Here is a 21,610-nt window from a genome sequence, read left to right as displayed (position 1 = left end):
GTTGCGTTATCCAATCATCTTCTCTAAAACAACCTGCAAATCCTTCGTCAACTCGCTCACAGCTTGCCTGATTGCGCGGCGATCGCCTTGAGAATTATCATAGCGTTCAGTAACTGAAATTGGTTCACCCACAGTGATTTGTGCTTGTCGCAAACCTAACCGAGGTCGCCCTGGAAGTGTTGAGTCTTGAATTCTAGAAAGCATATCAAACATCAGCAAAGCCGTTTCTGCTAATCGTTCAACGGTCGGTTGTTCCTGGATATAACTAGCAGTTACCGCGACAAAACTTTCCACTAATCTCATGTGTCGCATTCGTAAATCTGCTTCTTCAGCAATCCAGTCTGCTAGCCCACGCTTGAAAGGTGGTAAAGCTTCAATGTTTGGTAAATCTTCCCGATAAATATAAGTCCAACCTGCATCTTCTAAACGGCGACAGCGGTCAATAAAATTTCCCTGTGCTTGAAGTCCAAAATATTGCTCGGAAACTTGTAAAGCTTTATCGAGTAAACGATGGATTCGGACAGTTAGCACGTCACTGCAACTGCCAGATTCATTATCTAAAATAGTTTTTGGGATGTCTTGATGATAAAAACGACGATAAAATTCTTCCATCTCAGAAATGAGATATTCACCAAGACGGCGGATGCGTTGAAGATAAATCTCTTCTGGCTTCTCAGTAGGTGCGATTTCCTCGATTGGCAAACCACTATCAGCTTCTAATTTACTCAACAACAAATCGAGTTTTGACCAAGGTGGCTCAACATAACGATACTGAATAGCGATTGGTACAATCACAACAGTCTCAGGACGGTTGGCTTTTTGCAAGTCTTCTACACACCAGAACCCCATTTGGGCAACACCGGGTTCTAATGGGCTAACAACGCCGCTAAGACCATTAGTACCGCCTTCGGGTGCGACTGCGATCGGTAAGTTCCCATTGGCGAACAACTTTCGTGCTGCTTGAAGCGCCTGCCGATCTGGTCGTCTACCGCGACGAACTGGTACACCGCCTATGTAAGAAAACAATTTACCCAACCAATTCCCAGCCCATAGCGTCATACCTCGGTCATAAACAAAGTAGCTGTGAACCGGGTATTGCAGCAAAATACCTTGTTGATGAGCAACCTTTGGCACAATACGGGAAAGCAAATAGAGCATACAGAAGGGATCTTCCACTTCTGGATGGCGAAACGCTAACAAAAACCTTACTTTACCAGCTTGAAATTGTTCATAGAGTTCTGCTAAGACTTCAGCATTCTTAGCTTCAATACGGACAATACCCGCTGGTAGCCAAGGGCGAGTCCGAAATCGGAGTGCGATCGGCAGCAACCACTGGGTAATCTGGAGTACGAATAGGTTAAAACGTAGGGGAATAAATTTTAGTGGTGGTTGAGTAGACTGAATTGATCTTGCCAAGTCGCTCTCCAGATTGTGTTGTTAGCGATTGTATAATACATATCTTAATTCTTAAACAACTATGATTTTCTTCAAATTAACAATCAGTATCTTAAAAAGGAAGTGGACATAAACAACCAGAAGTTAGTAGTTGTGGTTTAGCACTAAAGTACAACTACTAACTTCTAGTTTGATGTTTAGGGAAATTTATTAATAAATATAAGAATACCGCTACATTAACTAAAAAGATGCTTAATTTTATAAGAGATATTCCCTGTATTATCTCATAAATTTCTAATGGAATGCTAATACCAACAAGACACAATACTAAAATATGCGCCCAACGCTGTTCATACCATAAACCAATAGCTTCAATTGCGGTAACAATAGCATATATAGCTGCTGCAAACCCACTGAATGCTAACGTTTTTGGATTAAGATTAACAAATTTATCTAAAAGTAAATCAATAATTATCGCTTTACCTTCTAAAACATAATTGTCCGAAAATTCTTTGAGAAATTGATAGTTTTTTAATGCTAATAATAACGCTATGGCAGTAACCATTAGCAGCAAAGCTGTGAATGATTTGTAAACAACGATCGCAACTAAACCAAATGGACGCTTTTTCAATCCGGCTCCTCAGTAGATATAGCTAAAAATTGTAACTAACTGCTTCTCTATTATGGTAACTGAGATGCTGATTCTCACAGTACTTTATCGTAACAACTGTGCGATCATCTATGTCGAAAGTTAGGGAACAAGACAAACATCGCCTTTTCTCTTTCCCCGACTGCAACATAGTCACTCTTTTTACTTAGGTAATTAATGCATAAATATAGATATTAGCTGTGAATATTAATATATCTAGGCTTCCTCAAGGCTTTTCGCAAGAATAGCTATTATCTGGGTTATCTAGTAGACTCACCCAAATGGGTGACTAATAATTCAACCTATCGGGTGAACTGACTGTAGGAGGTTGAAGTTTATAAAGAATAAGAAGCTATTACTACAAAGAATTATTCAAAATTTACTTGCTTTAAGGATAGATACCATGAAATTTGCCACTTTGATAGATTCTACAGTTATTGTTGCTGTTATTGCCTTTACCTCTGGAATTGCTAGCGCTCAACCACTTCCGACCAACAACGATTTTAATGCTGGTGCAACTACAACAGTTAGCTCTAAAACTTTACCAACTAATTCCTCAAATGACAGCTATCTCAAACCTTTTAATCTAGTTTCTCTTGCTTATCAAGGTGGCCTTAAGCAGCAAGGTATTCCCAGCGGAGGAACTCTAATTTTTGAACGCCAGAATAAAAATATTACTGCGGAAGATTTAGTTAAGGCTGCTGTCAAAGCTAACAAATTGCCCACAGGGATTTTGGATGACCAAAGTTATATCAGTTCTGTCAAGTCAGAACTGACATCATTATCCAGAAACTTTACTTATTAAGCAAAGCTTTTGACATAGTGGTTTGCCATTGAATGCAAAATAAATTGAACTTTGCCTTACCAAATTACAACAGAAAATAACCTCCTTTTGCTCATTGAAAAGGAGGTTTTGTTTTATTTGTAATAAAACGATTTATACCAATTCTGTATAAAGATACATATAACAATATCCTCTGTAGCCCTAGGGCTGTTTTATTCCTTCAAGTGATTTAATCACCTCAAATATCTGGCGGTGCGTTACGAAGACAGCGATAACCTACAGGTATGGTAAGTTTTTTAGGACTTGTGTGTACACCGTAGCCTTGTAGGGGAGAGGGTTTTTTAAAAGCGCCGAACGCACTGAAATTATGCAGTATTAATTATCTCTAAGGGTCATTAATCTTTTTTCTTCATTATACTCAGGTTAGAAATTATACTTTTTTAAAAATTATACATCTACACCTACAGTTAGACGTATACATATCAATATGATTGTTAAGTTAAGTAACAAGTCTTTAAGGAGCTTTTGTTTCATTTTTTACCACCTTAAAGATTAGAAGCTTTGAATTTGGAAGAGTAATTATGCCGCAATATACTCAATCATCACCAGCGCAGTTTGCTGAACTGTTCAGAAACATATCTATAGATAACCAACTTGCCCTCTTGTGGTATCTCTATATCAAAATGGGTGGTTCAGCAAGACCTGAAAACCCCGAAGGAACAGCTCCAGATACTTCTGAGGGACTTTTTAATAAAGTAAAAGAAAAGTCCCATGAAGAACAACTTCAAATCATGCGAGATTTGTTGAAACCTTCTAGCACAGATATCAGACGGGAATATGACTCGTTGAGCAACAATACTAAACTGGCTTTTTGGTATCGGTTAGCTCAAGGTATGGAAAATACCACCATTGTTCCAGTGCCATCTGACTATCAACTTTCTGCTCAAGCAAAAGAGTTGTTGTCTATGCTTGAGTCGATTGATTTTGAATTACAATATACCTTTCTCCGTGATGCATTGTTAGCAGGTTACTAAGAGTAAAGATTACTCCCTGAAACTAACGTTGTCAGGTTCTAGTGTAGGGTACATTAGTTTTGTCGCCACAGGTATTGCTGATTAATTTAGTGCGTTACGCGATCGCTAATGTACCCTACCAGGGTATTATTTATGCTCCAACCGCTTCCTTGGCAGCGTATAAAACCTCAGCATTGATTTCTTTGAAGCCGCGATCGCGAGCAAATTTCTCAGTATTCCGCTTCACTTTCCCACGAACAAAGCCAGGAATCTTGTTCAATTCTGCTTGACCATCTTTTGTCCAGCTAAGGTCAGAATCAGCAGAAATTCCTTTGGTAATTACTTCCTTAGTATCGTGACCACCGAAGATTTCTAAGAGGTGGTCTTCCATTCCCAAGGTGAAGGAATTATAGATCAAATCTGTAATTTGATTTGTACCTTCGTAACCTAAAAATGGTTTGTAACCAATAGGGAAGTTTTGTACGTGGATAGGTGCAGCAATTACACCGCAAGGGATATCCAAGCGCTTACCAACGTGGCGTTCCATTTGAGTGCCGAAAATAGCCGAAGGTTCGACACGAGCGATCGCATCGCCAATTGCGCCATGATCTTCGGAGATTAACACTTCATCGCAATACTCACTCACCTGTTCGCGGAACCAGTCTGCATCATATTTACAGTAAGTACCAGCCCAAACAACGTGAATCCCCATTTCTCGCGCCAGAATTTTGGTAATGGCGGCGGCGTGGGTGTTGTCACCAAAGACTACAGCTTTTTTGCCAGTCAAGTTTTGACAGTCAATAGAACGGGAGAACCAAGCAGCCTGAGATACATACAGGGTTTGCTCATTGATAAAGTCTTCGTAGTCAACTTCTGCGCCTTGAGCGTTGATTACCTGTTGAATCTTGCGAATACAACGGGCAGTTTCAACTACACCCATTGGAGTAATGTCTATATAAGGTGTGCCGAATTGTTCTTCCAGGTAACGAGCTGTGGTCAAACCGAGCTCACGGTAAGGCACTAAGTTAAACCAAGCTTGGGGCATCTTCTTCAAGTCGTTCACTGAAGCGCCTTCAGGAATTAAGGTGTTTACCTCAATTCCTAAGTCAGCCATCAACCGTTTGAGTTCGGTGCAGTCATGATTATTGTGGAAACCGAGGGTGGTAGTACCAATAATGTTAACTGAGGGCTTTGCAGTTTTGCCCTCTGCTAATTCGCCCCGCTTCCGGGCTTTTTCAATGTAGTATTGGACGATTTGATCGAGAGTGCGATCGGCTGCTTGTAGTTCGTTGTAGCGGTAGTGGTTCACATCCGCCAGCATTACGTCTCCTTTCGCTTCTAGCTGCGCCCGTTCGACAAAGTTATGCAAGTCTTCTTGCAGAATGCTGGAGGTGCAGGTGGGAGTTAACACAATCAAATCTGGGTGTTCTTCAGCGTCTTTGCGGATGATATTGTCTACCACTTTCTCCTGGGAGCCGCGTGCCAAAACGTTGCGGTCAACGACACTGGTTGTTACCGGGGTAAAGTCTCTCTCCCGCGATAGCATGGAGCGCATGACGTTAAAGTAGTCATCACCGAGTGGCGCGTGCATAATCGCATGAACGTTTTTAAATGAACTGGCGACTCGTAGAGTACCAATGTGGGCAGGGCCTGCATACATCCAGTAAGCTAATTTCATTAACGTCTTCTCCCTTTTAAATTGAAATAACACGAAGTCCGATAAGAGTTGGACTATAAGTAAGTGCTTAATATGAAATCGTTTCTGATTGTCTCAAAACTTGTAGCCCTGATGAAGTAAAGAGTTGTAAGGATTTTAGCTGGAGGTCGTAGGCATAGCCCAACCTAGGCATCGCTTGAACCTGGCTAGGGATTGCGAGCTAGCTGCTGACTTTAACAATATTATTATTGTTGTTTAAGTTAAATAATTCTTAATTTTTTAGCAAATTTGTGTCAATTTTAACTTTGATTTGTTATGGTTCTGACCGCAATTACGCTATTTTTTTGATGCGGTTTATACCTGCACTTAACCATTGACCTAGCAACCACTGACTAGCTGGTTTATCCAATACTGGCAGAACACGAAAATTAAAAACTTCTTGCCAAACTTCCTCACCGTGTTGGGAGACAAAAGTGCTTTCTAATTCCAAGAACCTGGAATAGTCCCGATTTCCGATCGCAGTAAGCATACTTATTAGATCATTAACAGGTATTTGAGTCGCTGTTAATTGTGCTTCTGTCATTGCTTTTTCTCCCTAAAAATACAAATAAATCTGAGAGTTCCGCGTTTGGTGTCAATTATCTCCACTAAATCTTTGTTTTTCATCCTTGCTAGGGCAAAGCAAACAAGTTCTGTTGCAGCTGCTGACCACTCTCTTGTCTCTGTTTGCCAATCCCAGTTTTCATCCTCTGACCTTTCAAAGTCGTCGTTTGGCTGGTTTTCCTCTGTCATGCATTTCCTAAGTCATCAGCTTATATGTAAGATACCGCAAGTCACTTACTGAAATTATTTTATAATTTTTCAAATTTTGCGTTTCTGGACGCGATCGCTTTCTATCAGCGTCCAGAATATAGCCTCTACACCAAAGCTACTTTACAGGTGTTGGCTCAGGTAAATTTATCGCTGGATTACGGCTAAAAAATCCTCTAGGGACAAGTTTAAACCCAACTTGGTGAACAGGCATTACAGGCCAATCCTCTGAGCGGGGTACATGAGTTACTCCCATTGTGTACCACAGCACAATATCTTCACCCATCAAAGGCTCGTCGTCAGCAATATATTTAGGTAAACCTTGCCCAGGCTGACTTTGGTTAGGATAATCGCCGCCAGCGTATAGTTCACCAGCTTTATATTTAGTTGCCCAAAGGTGATGCGTGGCAAATTCTGCTTTTTGACGGATGTTTGAGCCTTCAACAGGGAAAAATGTGGAATTTCCTTCTGGCATCAGTATATATCCTGGCGCACCACCTAAAGCATTTTTCTTATCTGCACTGACAATCATCCATTCCCGGCTGTGCTTCATGTCCATGTCGCGCACAGCCGCCGTTTCTTTTCCTAGCGTAGTTTCTTCTACTGCGATCGCATTTCCTAACGGGTTATTCTTATCCATAGGTAACGCTTTCACATTCATTTCCATTACAGAATTAGCCTGGCCATCTACATCAAAATCTAAGCGGTAGTTGAAAAAGTGCTGGTGATTCACTCCGACAATATTTTTTGCTATCAATCGACCGTACGATTCATCCGCAGATTGTTTTTCAGCAGCTGTTCCTTGCACCAGTACAATACCCGTTAATTCATTTTGTACTTCTAACGTTCCATCCTGGTGGAAGATCCAATTCATGCTGTAATCATAGTTATCAACAGCTGCCGTCATTGTCATGACTAGTTCGTGATTTCGACGAACATCATTACGCTGAGTGTTGTAGTCATAGTGCTTCCAGAGCATTCCGTTATCGCGTTCGTAGATGCCGATTATCCCTGGTATCTTGTAAGGTTCTCCATTACCATCAGCCAGCACAGCATCCAATAACATACCGTTTTCAGGAATTTCTTTACCTAACTCCATTGTGTTAGCTAGGGAACCAAAGTTATATTCGCCAACATCAAAAGCATTTCTGAATGACCAAGTAGGATCAGGATCGCCATAGGGTACAACCATCTCTGATAAACCTGCGCGGTATAATACAGGTCGAATATTTTCTCCATCTTTGTAACTTACAAGGTACAGCATTAATCCACTGCGGGGATGCATTTGATAACGAAACTTCCAACCTTGCCAGCTAATTTCGTTACCATTAATCTGAAAATTTCTCCCATTAGGTTGGAGAATTTTCAATGCCTTAGATGGTGATAGTAATTTACCCAAAGACTGCAAATCATAGTTCCAGTTATCTGTAGAGAAAGGAACTATCCCGTTATCAACAAAACTAGCAATTTTACCTGTGTTTAAATTAACGGTAGCCAGCACACCCTCAATTGGACTACCGTAATAGTTCCAATGTTCTCCCTGATAGTAAGATAAAGCCCGACAAAGGCGACTACCTGCTGTTTCTTCTTGTTTACTCAAGATTCCTGGGGCCCAGCAACTGATTTTGACTTGGGCTAAATTTTTAATTCCCCGCCGCTGCATCGCTTTTTGCCAACGGGTGTCAGCTTTAACTACTTGGCTTGCTAGTTCATACTCTGGATTGAGAATTGCAGGTTGGACATTTGGTATTTCTTTCCAAGAACTGATGGATTGTGTTTTTAGATCAACAACACCCTCATAAGTTTTGTTTTGCGATCGCTCGTATATTACCAAAAATGCTTTTCGCTCAAAGGGTTTACCAGGAGTAAATTTTAGTACTTCGTTTTTGTCTGGTTCTTGTAAGGCAATAAGTGGAAAAGCTGCCATTTCGGTCAAAGTTTTTTCTTTTTTGATCACCGAAACAGCTGTTTTAATTTCTACCTCTGTTAACGCAGCTAGAGGATGAGAAATCGCAGGCTGTTGAGCAGATAGTATGCCCATCAATCCAAGCAAGATAAAAATAAATACAATGCTGGCAATAGGTATCCAAAAAAACCGTAGCCTCTTAATCATCGTTTAATTGTTTGCAACAATAGTTATTTATTTCCAGGCTAAAGCTGGGAAACCGATAAATTAAGAGGCTAACATCAAATTAATTTGCCAACAATACTTATGCACTTTTGTGAAGCACAGTATTATGGACGAGCAATTCAAAGATGAAGTAACAAAACGCTTTACGCGTGCTTGGACTGAGAGGCGAGGTATTGAATCAATTGATCGCAATGCTCAAGTTGTACTTGTAAAAGTACCATTAAATCAACTATCTGATGCCCTTGCCGCAAAAGCGATCGCATCTCAACGCAATGTGATGGGAATAGAAATCGAAGTGTCCAGCGCTTTCGTTTTCGCATATCAACTAGTCGGACACTCTTGGTCAATTATGATTCCTGGCGTAGGCTATCCACCCATTTTGCAATCAAGCGAATTAAGTCAGCTTTCCAAACAGTTAAAACAGCCAATTATCGACTTGTTTGTAAGCGACACTGGAGGCACAATCGGTTATAACTTGTTCGAGGGTGGTGAATTGGTTGAGTATTTTCGGGGGTCAGATGGTGAGTCAACCGACGATGCTAATGAATATGAAATACAGCCTCAGCGATATGTATTGTCTCCCTATCCAGATGAAGACTTTCTAGATGATGATCTCGAAGAAGATAAAGAACCTGAACCCCAACAAACAGCATACTTCTGGTCACTTCATCGCCAATTAACGGCTGAAGAGATTGGCAATATTTGGGATTTTACAAATCAGTTTCTAGTTGAGTATGATGCATTTGACCCTGCTATTGACTCTAGCTATCTACTGGGAGAGTACTCTTTAAAGCGTGGGAATCGCTATCGAATTCAGAACCCAGGGTTCACTTTAGTTTTTGGCTACGGAACAGATGGACGTAGGCAGGAAATCACTTCTGTACCTGATTTAGCTAGAGTCGATTACTTCAAATTTGAAAATTGATCTGGCAGTTATCTCAAAGTCCAATATAATTTTGAGCCAACTGCCATAACACTTCTACAATTAAGCAGAAACCAAACGACGTAAAGATTCAGCCCGGCGCTTAGCTGTGACGTTGTTGGGAGCGATTTTCAGTGCTTCTTCGTAAGTTTCTAAAGCCTGAGAATTTAATTTTTTCTTTTCGTAAGCGTGACCAAGATTATTCATGGCTGTCACGTAATCAGACTTATATTTGAGAGCTTCTTTGTACTGACGAATCGCTAAATCATATTGCTCTTGAGCAAAGTAAGTATAGCCTAGTCCATTGTAAATGGGAGCAATATTTTCTTCTGATTCTTCTTCAGCAGCTTTTAGGGCTTTTTGAAATAACGCGATCGCCTGAGTATACAATTTTTTTTCTGAATAAATACTGGCTAACTCATAATATTCTTGAGTCGTACCTTTTTCTTTCTCTAACTTCTTTCGCAATCGTGAGAATGAGCTTTCAACCTTGCGAGTTTTGAAAATCTGGCGGAAAACACTCACACCTGCTAAAGCGAGCAAACCTACCAAAATTGAAAGGTAAATAACGGCGAGATTATTATCCATTGCCTGCAAATACAAATATTAAAAGTTGCTTCTATATCTATTATCAACCTATTCGGTAAGGAAGAGATGAGCCAGACAAGGAGAATAAATACTAATTGTACAGACACGATTCATCGCGTCTCTTACGGCAAACCCCAGTATTGAGAACGTTGCTGGAGCCAACCTTCAGCTAAATAACCTGCGATCGCTTCATTCACTTTTCGCCTTAACTCATCGTACTGTAATCCCTTGGGCATCACTACAGATAAGGGTTCAGTTGATAGTTTGGTTGCTATTAGCCGATATTGAGGATATTGTTGCACCCAACCAGTAAGAACGCTAGCATCAGCAGCAAAAGCTACGGCGGCATTACTTTCTATTTGCTCTCGCGCTTCCTCATAGGAATTTACTCCTATTAACTCCGCATTTGGCACATAATACCGCACTTGAGCAATGGTGCTAGAGTTCTTAAGTACAGCAATCTTCCGTTTTCCCAAATCTCTCAATTCTTGGATTGAAGCATCTTTTGTAACTAGTACAGTACTATCAAAGTAGTAGGGAACACTGAAACTAACTAAGCGTGCGCGTGACTCAGTTGCTGTTACTCTGGCGATTGCTAAATCAACTTTCTTGTCTAAAACAACAGAAAGGCGATCGCGATTCATCACAGGTTTGAACTTAACAGTGTTTGCTTTCCCAAGCAAGTCAGCGGCTAAACGCTGTGCCAAATCAATTTCTAAGCCTTGTAAATTGCCGCTAGCGTCTCTAAATCCCAAGGGACGCAAATTATCTTTAACAGCAATATTTAAATACCCTCGTTGTTGAATCTCTGACAATTGGGCGGCAGATGCAAGCAATCCTGTCCCCAATAGAGAAAAGCAGAGAATACAAATAAGAGTAGCGGATAATACCAGATGTAACGGATTAATTATTAGCCATCTGTTACATCGGTTATTCATCCGTTACCACCTTTATCCTTTAGCTTGAATTGCTAACTCGGCAACTTTGCCAAAGCTAGCTGGGTCGAGAACTGCTAATTGTGCCAACATCTTGCGATTTAATTGGACATCGGCTTTTTTCAGGTTGCCGATTAATTGGCTGTAACTCAAACCGTGTTGCCTAGAAGCAGCGTTAATCCGGGCGATCCAGAGGCGGCGAAAATCGCGCTTTTTCTTTTTGCGATCGCGATAAGCACTCCGTAGCGCCTTCATCACTTGTTGGTTAGCGGTTCTAAATAAAGTTGAGTGGGAACCGCGAAAACCTTTAGCTAGCTTGAGAATTTTATTGCGGCGTTTACGAGCTACGTTACCGCGTTTTACCCGTGTCATAACTTACGTATTCCTAAAAAATTTACAAATATGGGAGCATCAACCGCACGTTGTCTTCATCGCGTTCATGCACAAGTGTAGTCTTGGACAGGCTGCGCTTCTTATTAGAACTTTTATGCTCTAGTAAGTGGTTTTTGAAGGCCTTACGGCGCACGATTTTACCTGTGCCGGTGGCACGAAATCGCTTCGCCGCTGCTTTACGGGTCTTTAGTTTAGGCATGGTTTGGCTTTAATTCGACACAATCCATCATTATATACTAATCAAAACGATGTTTAGCCGTTTTAAAAAAACACTAGGAGTGAGTTGGTCGCAAGGCTGAGACTCAGGTCAACAGAAGTATATCAAAGACGTGGCTTATATCCTGGCTTTGGGATCTAAAACGATTTGAGAGCCGGATTTATTTACATGGTAAGTCCAAGATTGTTCCTTCACCTCAACAATCACTTCCCACCCTTCAACGGGGTTGTATTCTCTTGTACAAATTTCCCCAAAATTAAATTCGCAGGGATTACCAAAAGTCTTAGAAGCGAATTGAGTAATTTTCAAATCAGAAATTCTTACACCAGAACGCTTGGAAGCATCTCGTAGTACTCTTCTGGCTACGGCTCTCGGTAGGTTTCTTCGATTTTGGAGGTTTTGGGATAATTGTATCTGTTCTGCCCCAGGAACAGCCTCAGCTACTTGATTAGTGGCGAATCCGAGTCCAAAAGATAGCAGGTTTGCCAAAGCGAAGGTCAATACTAAGCCTATCGGCAACTTACTGTCACTATTGATTTTAAGAGATGGCTTAATTATGGATTTCATATTGAACAGAAAATTTAGCTACTAGTGGCAATAGCTAATTTGACGCTGCACTCTAAATGCAGTTTCCATTTAATGGTGTTTCATTAAGCTATTTGGACATCATCCCCCAATTCACCACAAATTCAGAAAACTGGCGCTTTAATGCTCCAAACACCGGGCAAGGTGCTTGTTCTTGTAAATTTTCCGGCTTACTCCAAGTAAAAGGCGCTTTCTGTGCCGCAGACATCCACAGTAGGCGCTTTGCTCGTGTCATTGCAACATAAAGTAAACGGTATTCTTCCGCAGTTTTCAGGTGTTTTGCCTGTTCCCAAGCTTGAGTCACATCCTGGATGCCAGATTCTTCGTGGAGAACTGCACGAATTTGGGCGCGAGCCACTTCTGATAAGGTAAAGTCACCTAAAAACTGGCTTTGAGGTGGAACCCAAAATCTACCAGGAATCAAGTTTTCGTGCAGAAAGGGCAGAAAAACATAGTCCCAGTCTAGCCCTTTGGCTTTATGCATGGTAATAATCGTCAACTGACCAGTACGTGTGTACCGTGCCTCCATATCGTCAGTTTCTACTGGTTCAAAACGTTCGGAACTAACGATTTCACTTAAAGCTGACAGCATTGCTCCCATTGAGCTATTACTAGCTATTTGCTGGTTGACTCGTTCTGCAAGTTTGTCAGCAGTTGCCAATTCTGCTTGGTCATAGTTCAATGTCAAAGCGAGAAAAGAAATTAGTTGATAGAGAGGCAGTTCCAAACGAGCGCGGAGTAAGTTGCGACACAAACGCGAGGCTTTTTGTACTGGCTCTGATTGAGGTGCAGCTAAGGGGCCTGGGTACAAAAATTCCTCTGGCAGACTAGCGAGGGCGTTGAGGTCTTGGGTAGGAATCAATTGACGCTGTACTAGGGCTTCTAGGGCAGCTTTCAGGTAATCAGGGGAATGAGGGCGATCGCAAAATTGTAATAGTGCCAAAATTTCTTGTGGAACATGGGAGCGGCGATCGCGTTCTCCCACATCATAAAGCGTAATTTTATGCTCTTTGCACACAGGTGCAAGCATTTCTGCCAGCCATCTTCCCTGACGATTTTCTCGTACTAAAATCGCAGCGCTGATTTTACTTGGGTCTTCGGAAAATAATTCAATCACCCTTTGCGAAAGCAATTCGGCTGTGTGATGAATATCACGGGGAGTGTATAGCTCCAATCCTCGTCCTAGCGGTGCTGGATTAGCATTTTTTTGAGGATCACCAATATCAACAGAGCGAATTTTTTGCGGACGGAAGGGGAGCGAATTTATGGCGTTATTGGGTGAATTTTGATTTTTTGCTCCATAAAAGCCATTTACCCATTCCAAAGCAAAGTTAGCGGCGGCGATGATAATTTGTGTACTGCGACCAGCTTGATCCATTGTTGCCAATCGTTCGATGCGATCGCACTCTTCGCAAAATTGCCGAAAATAAATCGGATCAGCTGGTGTGAAGGTAGAGTTAATCGCTTGATTAGGGTCACCAACACGCACCAAATTGAGTCTTGAGTTAGGAGCCAAGAGGTAGGAGTCAGTATTTATTTCTCTCCCTGCTCCCTGCTCCTCGGTCACTGAGCGTCTTGTGCCGAGCGAAGTCGAGGTAAGCCGAAGTGCTGCTCCCTCACTCCCTCCCTCTTCCAAGGAACCACTCGCCAAAATCTCCAGTAACCGCGTCTGAAGAGGGCTGGAGTCTTGAGCTTCGTCTTCAAAGACGGCAAAAACTTGATTTTGCTCGATTCGCCGGGCGCTGTCGTTTTCGAGAACGCGTAAGGCAGCTAAAATCATATCGTCGTAGTCGATGAAGTCGCGCGATCGCATTAAGTTTTGATATTGCTCATACAAACCCGCCGCTACGCTCAAAATTCCATATCTATCTGTAGCTTGTTGACTCCACTCCCGCAATTTTTCTGGTGGTATGCCAGAACTTTTGGCTTCATGAATTACTGTGGTAGCCAAGTCTGGTAAGACTTCTGTCCGCAGTACCGATTGACGACGCAACCTTTCTGTTTCTTCTCCATCAAATTGATGTCCTTCCAACAACCGTAAATAATGTCCTGGATTGTTAGCAATCCATTGTTCTACGGCTGTGCGGATGAAGCGGTGGCTTTGGCTTGGTGTGATTAATGTGACATTTTCTAGCTGTAAACCTGATAAGTCAGGGTGACGGCTGGCAATGTTTAATGCCAAACCGTGTAGGGTATAGACAGCAAAGCCTGTCTGAGGTAGAGATAAATCATCTCGTAAGTATTTGCGGATTTTAGCTTTAATATTGGCAGCAGCAGAGCGGGTAAAAGTAACAACTACAATTTGACGCCGGGAGGACGGACGTGACTGCGCCGAACTCTCATATTGTCGCGCGATCGCGATCGCCGCCGCTGCTGCCATACCTGTAGATTTTCCTGCACCTGGAACGGCAGAAACGGCTAATGGCCCAGATTGCCAATCAGCCATTTGCTGTTGTCCTTGGCGCAAGCTGTTGCGGATTGCTAAAGTCTTTTGCCGCAAAGAAAGTACAGCCGATGGCTGAGATAATTGTGGACGGACAGATTCTTGAGGCACAGTAGCGGTAAAATTAGCGTCTGACATATAAAGTTTTAGATTTGAATGTAATTACCAAACCACAGACAAGAGTGATCATCAAAACCTATCTTTGTCTACCTGTGGTTAAAAATCTTCAATCCCAAATCGATAGTTTGCTAATAGCTAAATAATGACAAATCGCAGACTTAATTTACATTATCTGGGTTTAGCTGGAGCGATCGCACTTGGTACTATTTTGCGCTGTTGGCATTTAGGCTTAAAACCCCTGTGGATGGATGAGGTGATTACTGCCATTTTCAGTTTAGGTAAAAATTACGATGATTTGCCTTTGAATGTGCTGTTTCCTCTTAATCATTTGCATGAAATTTTTACTTTTCAGCCTGGAGTTAGTTGCAATCAAATTGCCGAAAACGTTGCTACCCAGTCTACGCATCCGCCGTTATTTTTTTGTGGAATGCACATCTGGTTGGGGTGGATGCTGCCTTTGGGAGAAGAGTGGGTAGAAAAATTGCGATCGCTACCGACTTTGTTGGGTGTATGTGCGATCGCTGCAATTTATGGAGTTAATCGTATTTCTTTTTCCAAAGCATCTGGAACTTTAGCAGCAGCAATTATGGCTGTTTCTCCCTTTGCTGTTTACCTTTCCCAAGAAGCACGGCACTATACCATGCCTATGCTGCTCATAACTTTAGCGTTATTGGGATTAATGCAAATTCAGCGAGATATTTTTGAGCAAGAGTCCGAAGGACTCGCTTCGCGAACGCGGCTAAGATTTTGGGTTTGGTTATTATGGGCAATTATTAATATTATCGGTCTTTATGTTCACTACTTTTTTGCTTTAGCATTCATTGCAGAAATTTTTACATTACTTGTGGTGATATATTTGCTAAGAGCAAACATCCAAATCAAACGTCAAATTTTACTCGCCCTAATTGTCTTTACAAGTAGTGTTGTAATTAGCTTCACTCCTTGGCTATTGGTGATATCAAATCACGTTCAGCGTTCTGAAACTAATTGGCTACCCTCTCCCAATTACATTGCACCCTTGTACCAAACTTTGATTAGCTGGGTATTAATGGTGATTGCTCTACCTGTAGAAAATCAACCTCTACCAATTGCAGTTATTTACGGTCTGTCAATGGTGAGTTTTGCTACTTTGTTAGGGTGGCACGTCTTTAATGGTTTAAAGCTGTTGTGGTTAAAAGATACAACTTATTTGGCGACATTAACACTTTTAAGTTTTACTTTTTTTGTTCTGGTGCAATTCTTTTTTATTGTTTATTTTTTAAAAAAAGATATTACTATTGTGCCACGTTATAGCTTTGTTTACTATCCCAGTTTTTGCGCCCTTTTAGCAGCTAGCTTAGGTAATATACAAAATTACCATTCACACAGTGTTTTAAATAGGAAAAGTTCAGATAGGCAAAAGCCGCCACTCCAACTTTCCTCAAAATACATCCTTTTAGTTGTAGGAATTATTAGCTGTATTTTTGTTGTTTCTAACTTGGTATTTCAAAAACCATTCCAGCCTAATATAGTTGCTCAAAAGATGAACTTAGAACCTTCTGTACCACTGATGTTAGTAGTAAAATACAGTAACTATCAGGATGTGGCATTAGGATTAAGTTTTGGCTTGGCATTAGAAAAACTCAGAAGTCAATCTCTTTCAAGAGAGTTCAAAATTGATCAATCCAACAGAATGAATTCTCTTATTAACTCTGATAGCGTTGTTTTTTTACAGCAAAGCTCAAATTTAACTACTATCTGGAATAAACTTTCGCAACTGCCTTCACTAGGACTATCTAGGCTAAATTTATGGATAGTAGCGTCAGGACTAAAAAGACGGGACTATCCACAGCATCTACAACTATCACAGCAAACTACCTGCAACATAGATACTAACCAGTACTACCGTATAGGTGTTCCTTATCAACTTTATCGATGCAGTAAGTTTGGATCTTAGAATTATGAATTATTTTGATTAAGTGTAGTATTGATTCTTGGCTTGTTATTACAAACCCTGCGTTTATGGATAGAACAATATCCTCACTCCATCACATATAAAAGAAGGTAGAATTTTCCTAACTCTTGTACAGACGCGATTAATCGCGTCTCTCCTGTACAGACACGATTAATCGCGTCTGTACTATTCGTCAATTTGCCAAGAATCCTTAGTTAGTTCTTCATCGAGAATTCTCTTAGGACGCACGATGATAATAATTTTTCCTAGTAGTGGCACTTCTGGTTCAGTTTCAAACCACTGAAAACTTAATTCACCAGAATTTTCAACAACAAAGTAGCTGGAGACATCCCATTCTCGTTTAGAACGGTCTATAACTACTAAAACCGATTGTGGCTGGCTGTATGTCTGGTTGGGTAAGCGATCGCTATTTGCTAAAATCACTACTGGATCTTCTGCACCCAACAAAACTTGCCAACCCGGTAATGGGGCCCAAGCTTGATCTCCTGAGAACTTAACGATGCGAAATGGTTCAATTTCTGTCACTATAGGCACAGATTTCAAGTCTTGTGCCGTCAACGGCAACTCGCCTACTACAGGTACTATTCGGGGTAACTGTTCTTCAGATTCCAGGCGGTAAAAAGGTAAAATTGGCGCTGGACGCTTAGGAACAACAGTAAAATCTGTCAGCAATTGTTCGATTTGTGTTCTAGCACCTGGCGTGTGAGCAAACCGCAAGCCTTTAGCGATGAGGCGCGATCGCTCCTGCAAATCTGTATTCTGACGTGCTAATTTCCAAACTTGGTGAGCGACAGCATCACCAGGATGGTTAGAAAATCCTTCTGGTAAAATCCGAAAATAAGAAAACTCTTTAATTGCTTTTGCTACTTCCCGCGCTTCATCGGCGTCGAGTTTGTGCTGAAATGCAAGTTCTGCCGCCGCCGCTCGTTCTTCTTGAGTCAGTAGACGCAGCTCGTACAAAACATCGCTGCCACGTGTGGTGTAGTGCGATTGCACCGCCTCCGATGCACCATACTTTTCTAAAGAATTGTAAACTTGAGAGCCAACAACCACTTGATTTTGTTGAATTGGCTCAAATCCCGTTGCCTCAAAAATTTCTTGGGGATTGTAACTGGCTTTTTGCAGGTAAGCGATCGCTACTCCCCATTCCACCCAGTTGCCTTGCTTTTGTCTGAGCTTTCGTAAGTAATCTTGTGCTACATCATCAGCAGCATTTTCAGGATTTTGAGCATTGGGTGGTAGGTCAGTCATAATCTAGAGCGCCGGAACTTTTACTTGAGAGGGTAATTAATACCTCATCAGCAAGTCTTATTCTAATCTTTAACCGTCTACACTGAAATACTATACCGCCAAATTAAATTATGAGTTATGAATGATACTAACAACTAAGTAAGCATAAATACCAGTCGTAGCTATGTCTAGTCAATTGTCTGTCTTCATCAAGACTGATTATAGACATTTCTCCCTTGACAAGTTGCATATTTATATTTATTTAAGCTTAATTACTTATTTGTGTGAATTCTAATTGTTAGGTTCTTTCTAAGAAAAGTGTTTGAGTTAGTAAATTTAATTTGTGGCGTTCATTACAAGTAAGTTTAATACAAATTCATCAAACTTCTGAGCTTCGCTTCACAAGAAGCTAGTTCTAACGTCGCAAGTCGGCGTTTATGCTTCTCTGTAAAAGAACGGTACAGAAAAAGCCTGGAAGCCCAGATTAAATCTGACTGTTTTAATTATCAATTACTAATCAGTACCTATGAATATGTATAAGCTACTTAAAAATACATCCGCAAATCCACCCAAAGATTTCCGACTATTCTCAACTAAGCTTGGTATGGAATATAACAAAGTTGTAAATATTTAATTAAAGGAATTATCTTATGGACACTCCCAGTCTGGAAGTTGATAAAATTCGTCCTCAATTAATGACTCTAGAACGACCAAAAAAACTCAAAATCCTGGTAGTTGACGATGAGCCAGATAATCTCGATCTACTTTATCGCACCTTCCGACGCGACTTTAATGTTTTAAAAGCTGATAGTGGGATGAACGCCCTACAAGTGCTGGCAGCAGAGGGAGAAGTAGCAGTAATCATCTCTGATCAACGAATGCCAGAAATGAAAGGAACTGAGTTTCTAAGTAAAACTGTACCTCAGTTTCCCGATACAGTCAGAATAATTCTCACCGGATTTACTGATATTGAAGACTTGGTAGAGGCGATTAACGCAGGACAGGTCTACAAATACATCACTAAGCCCTGGGATCCAGGGGAACTGAAAGCAGTGGTGCAAAGAGCAGCAGAAACCTATGACCTGCTCAAGCAGCGTACAGAAGAACTACGCCGTGCTAATGCTGAAATGGCGTTGTTGACCGTTTTAGTTGAAGTAGCGCAAGCAGCTTCAAGTTTAGAAGAAACTCTCACCCCAATCGCTAGAGCTGTTAGTGAGACTTTTACAACAGATGGCTGCATTTTGCAACTCATAGAAGGAAATACTCTAGTCGCAACTCAGGGAACTTACAGCGAGACAGGTGCAATAGAAAATTGGCTAGCACAAGATCCCCTTGCGAGTGAAGCGATCGCCACTGGGAAAATGCAAGTTTCCCTAAATGTACTTAAAGATCCCAAGCTAGATGGTGTTGAACACTATCAAACTACGGGAGTACAAGCACATTTAATTATCCCAATTAGTTACCGAAATCAACTCCTAGCAGTATTGTCATTACAGTGGAAACTGCCCTCCACTTTGCGAGAAGATGAGTTAAAGCTGATTCAGTTATCAGCTCAACTAGTGGCGATCGCTCTTACTAGTAGTCGCTGCCAAACTAGTGTCTAATTATCTTTAGTCATTTGTCTTTTGTTTTTAGCAAATGACAAATGACCAATGACAAATGACAAATGACCAATGACTAACGAAATTCAAGCCATTTTTAACCGCATCGCTCCAGTTTATGACCAGTTGAACGACTGGTTAAGTTTAGGGCAGCACCGAATATGGAAGGAAATGGCAGTTAAATGGAGTGCCGCGAAACCAGGAGATACTTGCCTGGATTTGTGTTGCGGTAGTGGCGATTTAGCCTTACGTTTGGCGCGGCGCGTAGGAACAACCGGACAGGTGTACGGAGTAGACTTCTCCCCAAATCTGTTAGAAACCGCCAAAGAACGCTCAAAAAAGCAGTACCCTCAACCTGCGATCGTTTGGGTAGAAGCAGATGCCCTAAATTTACCCTTTGAAGATAACCAATTTGATGCTGCAACAATGGGCTATGGTTTAAGAAATGTTACAGATATTAGCCGTAGTCTTCAGGAGTTATATCGTGTGCTTAAGCCAGGAGCTAAAGCCGCTATTTTAGATTTTCATCGACCTAGCAATCCTCAGCTACGCACTTTTCAACAATGGTATCTGAATAATTTTGTTGTGCCAGTTGCCAATCATTTGGGTTTAAAGGAAGAATATGCTTACATCAGTCCCAGCTTGGATCGTTTTCCTGTTGGGAAAGAGCAAGTAGAGTTAGCTCATCAGGTTGGTTTTGCAGTTGTCACACACTACCCCATCGCGAACGGTATGATGGGAGTGCTGGTAGTCGAGAAAAATGAGTGATGAGTTAGGAATTAAGAGTGATGAATTCTTAATTTATTGTTCATAATTCATGATTCTTCATTCCTAGCTCTTAACTTCCTAACTTTCTTATTTTTCCCTTGGATTGGTCACATTTTTGGCTCTATGTATCTCCCCCAGTGCTGGGTGGAATTATTGGCTATTTCACAAACGATATAGCCATAAAAATGTTATTTCGTCCGTACCGAGCAATTTATATCGGTGGGAAAAGAGTACCGTTTACCCCTGGATTAATTCCACGCAACCAGGAACGCCTGGCTGAGAAAATTTCTAGTACAATTATGGGGTCGTTGCTGACGCCAGAAGAATTGCAGAATTTGGCACGCCGCTTGTTGCAAACAGAACGGGTACAAGCAGCGATTCTCTGGCTGTTGCAGCTAGCAATTGAACAAATCAAAACAGATAACAATCAAAAAAGTGCCAAAATTGTGGCGGGAATTTTGCGGGATTTATTAGGGGAATCTTTGCCACGGTTGCTCAAAGTTTTGGCGCGGCGCGAAGACTTTTTAGAAGTACAAATAAATCAAATTTTTGACCAGGTGTTGCTAGAGTTTCAACTGAGTGAAGAACAATCTATACGGCTGGCTGATTGGTTATTGCAGGTAGTTCTCCCCCCAGATACACTGCGACAGACAATAGTTGATTTTTTAACTGATCGCACAATTCAGATTGTTGATGAAAGCTTTCGAGAAAAAACTAGTGGTACTTATTGGGTAGTAGCAAATTTGTTCGGCTTACGTAATACTCTTACGAGATTGCGAACTTTTTGCTTAGATGAGAAAGAGGTTACTAACAATCGCTTGCAGGAATTAATTCAAGAGTTGCAAATACGCGATCGCCTCAAGAAGTTGCTGCAAAATTTATCATTACAAAATTTGCCAATGGGAACAGTACGCCAACTGCGAAAAACCACACGTGAAAGTGTTCGCCATTACTTACAAACAAGTGGTAGCGATTTTCTGCAAGGATTAACTGATTCTATTGACTGGGAAAATATTGCTGTAGTGCTGTTGGATCGTCTTAGTAGTTCACCTGTTGTAAGTACTTCTTTAGAAGTTGTAAGTGAAGAGTTGGCTCTAATTTTAGATCGGTATTTAGAAAAAGATTTAGAAGCGATTATGGCACAAGCGATTCCGATTTTGTCAATAGATCAAGTGATAGTTGACCGTGTAAAATCGACTTCACCTGCTGATTTAGAAGCAGCAATTGAAGGAATCGTGCAAAGTGAATTGCAGGCTATTGTAACTCTAGGCGGTATTTTGGGTTGTATCGTAGGTTTATTCCAGACAGCGTTTCTGATATTTAGTCAGCGGTAATTTTTTTACTACCTACATATATATTAATTATCAAGTTATAGTTGAAAATTATCCAGATTTTGGACTAAGTTAAATTAACCA

General features: G+C 41.1%; 20 protein-coding genes. 7 read left to right on the top strand and 13 right to left on the bottom strand.

What is annotated here, in order from left to right:
• Positions 1–6 precede the first annotated feature (6 nt).
• Positions 7–1,416 carry a 1-acyl-sn-glycerol-3-phosphate acyltransferase gene (locus tag WKK05_RS00255; RefSeq protein WP_341527832.1) on the bottom strand — a complete coding sequence of 470 codons (1,410 nt, stop codon included), beginning with the start codon at positions 1,414–1,416 and terminating at the stop codon, positions 7–9.
• 157 nt (positions 1,417–1,573) lie between these two features.
• A complete protein-coding gene (locus tag WKK05_RS00250) occupies positions 1,574–2,026 on the bottom strand; it encodes a DUF2127 domain-containing protein (RefSeq protein WP_341527831.1) in 453 nt (150 codons plus the stop codon).
• A 421-nt stretch (positions 2,027–2,447) separates the two neighbouring features.
• Here WKK05_RS00250 and WKK05_RS00245 point away from each other — a divergent pair, with 421 nt between their 5' ends.
• Together WKK05_RS00245 and WKK05_RS00240 are read left to right on the top strand one after the other, a co-directional pair.
• The gene (locus tag WKK05_RS00245; protein WP_341527830.1) at positions 2,448–2,849 is read left to right on the top strand and encodes a hypothetical protein; all 402 of its coding nucleotides are present in this window, start codon (positions 2,448–2,450) and stop codon (positions 2,847–2,849) included.
• Positions 2,850–3,409: 560 nt separating this feature from the next.
• Positions 3,410–3,862, top strand: a complete 453-nt coding sequence (locus WKK05_RS00240; RefSeq protein WP_341527829.1) for an orange carotenoid protein N-terminal domain-containing protein — start codon at positions 3,410–3,412, stop codon at positions 3,860–3,862.
• A 130-nt stretch (positions 3,863–3,992) separates the two neighbouring features.
• Here WKK05_RS00240 and bchB read toward each other — a convergent pair whose 3' ends face one another.
• The 4 genes from bchB to WKK05_RS00220 form a co-directional block, all read right to left on the bottom strand.
• Entirely contained in the window at positions 3,993–5,519 is a 1,527-nt protein-coding gene (gene bchB, locus WKK05_RS00235) for a ferredoxin:protochlorophyllide reductase (ATP-dependent) subunit B (RefSeq protein ID WP_341527828.1), read from the bottom strand.
• Positions 5,520–5,829: 310 nt separating this feature from the next.
• Positions 5,830–6,081, bottom strand: coding sequence for a hypothetical protein (locus WKK05_RS00230; protein WP_341527827.1), 252 nt, complete (start codon positions 6,079–6,081; stop codon positions 5,830–5,832).
• Positions 6,078–6,290 carry a hypothetical protein gene (locus WKK05_RS00225; protein WP_341527826.1) on the bottom strand — a complete coding sequence of 71 codons (213 nt, stop codon included), beginning with the start codon at positions 6,288–6,290 and terminating at the stop codon, positions 6,078–6,080. Before WKK05_RS00225 ends, WKK05_RS00230 begins: the two co-directional genes overlap by 4 nt.
• A gap of 136 nt (positions 6,291–6,426) precedes the next feature.
• Positions 6,427–8,421: a primary-amine oxidase gene (locus WKK05_RS00220; protein WP_341527825.1), complete on the bottom strand. Its 1,995-nt coding sequence runs from the start codon at positions 8,419–8,421 to the stop codon at positions 6,427–6,429.
• 124 nt (positions 8,422–8,545) lie between these two features.
• On the opposite strand from WKK05_RS00220, the gene WKK05_RS00215 reads away from it, so the two are divergent.
• Positions 8,546–9,364, top strand: coding sequence for a hypothetical protein (locus tag WKK05_RS00215; RefSeq protein WP_341527824.1), 819 nt, complete (start codon positions 8,546–8,548; stop codon positions 9,362–9,364).
• Between the two features lie 60 nt (positions 9,365–9,424).
• Here WKK05_RS00215 and WKK05_RS00210 read toward each other — a convergent pair whose 3' ends face one another.
• From WKK05_RS00210 to WKK05_RS00185, 6 genes are all read right to left on the bottom strand, one after another.
• A complete protein-coding gene (locus WKK05_RS00210; protein WP_341527823.1) occupies positions 9,425–9,949 on the bottom strand; it encodes a tetratricopeptide repeat protein in 525 nt (174 codons plus the stop codon).
• Between the two features lie 122 nt (positions 9,950–10,071).
• Positions 10,072–10,887: a transporter substrate-binding domain-containing protein gene (locus tag WKK05_RS00205; protein ID WP_341527822.1), complete on the bottom strand. Its 816-nt coding sequence runs from the start codon at positions 10,885–10,887 to the stop codon at positions 10,072–10,074.
• Positions 10,888–10,899: 12 nt separating this feature from the next.
• Positions 10,900–11,256: a 50S ribosomal protein L20 gene (gene rplT, locus WKK05_RS00200; protein WP_341527821.1), complete on the bottom strand. Its 357-nt coding sequence runs from the start codon at positions 11,254–11,256 to the stop codon at positions 10,900–10,902.
• A 22-nt stretch (positions 11,257–11,278) separates the two neighbouring features.
• Entirely contained in the window at positions 11,279–11,476 is a 198-nt protein-coding gene (rpmI, locus tag WKK05_RS00195; RefSeq protein WP_341527820.1) for a 50S ribosomal protein L35, read from the bottom strand.
• 135 nt (positions 11,477–11,611) lie between these two features.
• Positions 11,612–12,061 (bottom strand): hypothetical protein, encoded by a 450-nt coding sequence (locus tag WKK05_RS00190; protein WP_341527819.1) that lies wholly within the window; start codon positions 12,059–12,061, stop codon positions 11,612–11,614.
• A gap of 88 nt (positions 12,062–12,149) precedes the next feature.
• Entirely contained in the window at positions 12,150–14,660 is a 2,511-nt protein-coding gene (locus WKK05_RS00185; protein ID WP_341527818.1) for an ATP-dependent helicase, read from the bottom strand.
• A gap of 124 nt (positions 14,661–14,784) precedes the next feature.
• On the opposite strand from WKK05_RS00185, the gene WKK05_RS00180 reads away from it, so the two are divergent.
• Positions 14,785–16,578 carry a hypothetical protein gene (locus WKK05_RS00180; RefSeq protein ID WP_341527817.1) on the top strand — a complete coding sequence of 598 codons (1,794 nt, stop codon included), beginning with the start codon at positions 14,785–14,787 and terminating at the stop codon, positions 16,576–16,578.
• A gap of 183 nt (positions 16,579–16,761) precedes the next feature.
• On the opposite strand, the gene WKK05_RS00175 is transcribed toward WKK05_RS00180, so the two are convergent.
• Positions 16,762–17,847 carry a RuBisCO accumulation factor 1 gene (locus tag WKK05_RS00175; protein WP_341527816.1) on the bottom strand — a complete coding sequence of 362 codons (1,086 nt, stop codon included), beginning with the start codon at positions 17,845–17,847 and terminating at the stop codon, positions 16,762–16,764.
• A gap of 629 nt (positions 17,848–18,476) precedes the next feature.
• On the opposite strand from WKK05_RS00175, the gene WKK05_RS00170 reads away from it, so the two are divergent.
• From WKK05_RS00170 to WKK05_RS00160, 3 genes are all read left to right on the top strand, one after another.
• Entirely contained in the window at positions 18,477–19,430 is a 954-nt protein-coding gene (locus tag WKK05_RS00170) for a response regulator (RefSeq protein WP_341527815.1), read from the top strand.
• Between the two features lie 69 nt (positions 19,431–19,499).
• Positions 19,500–20,195 (top strand): bifunctional demethylmenaquinone methyltransferase/2-methoxy-6-polyprenyl-1,4-benzoquinol methylase UbiE, encoded by a 696-nt coding sequence (ubiE, locus tag WKK05_RS00165; RefSeq protein ID WP_341527814.1) that lies wholly within the window; start codon positions 19,500–19,502, stop codon positions 20,193–20,195.
• Positions 20,196–20,293: 98 nt separating this feature from the next.
• On the top strand, positions 20,294–21,529 hold the full coding sequence (locus WKK05_RS00160) for a DUF445 domain-containing protein (protein ID WP_341527813.1): 1,236 nt from the start codon (positions 20,294–20,296) through the stop codon (positions 21,527–21,529).
• Positions 21,530–21,610: the final 81 nt, after the last annotated feature.

It is taken from the genome of Nostoc sp. UHCC 0302 (assembly GCF_038096175.1).
Lineage (GTDB): Bacteria > Cyanobacteriota > Cyanobacteriia > Cyanobacteriales > Nostocaceae > UHCC-0302.
The sequence above is the reverse complement of the archived record's forward strand: the minus strand, read 5'-3'. Positions and strand labels throughout refer to the sequence as shown.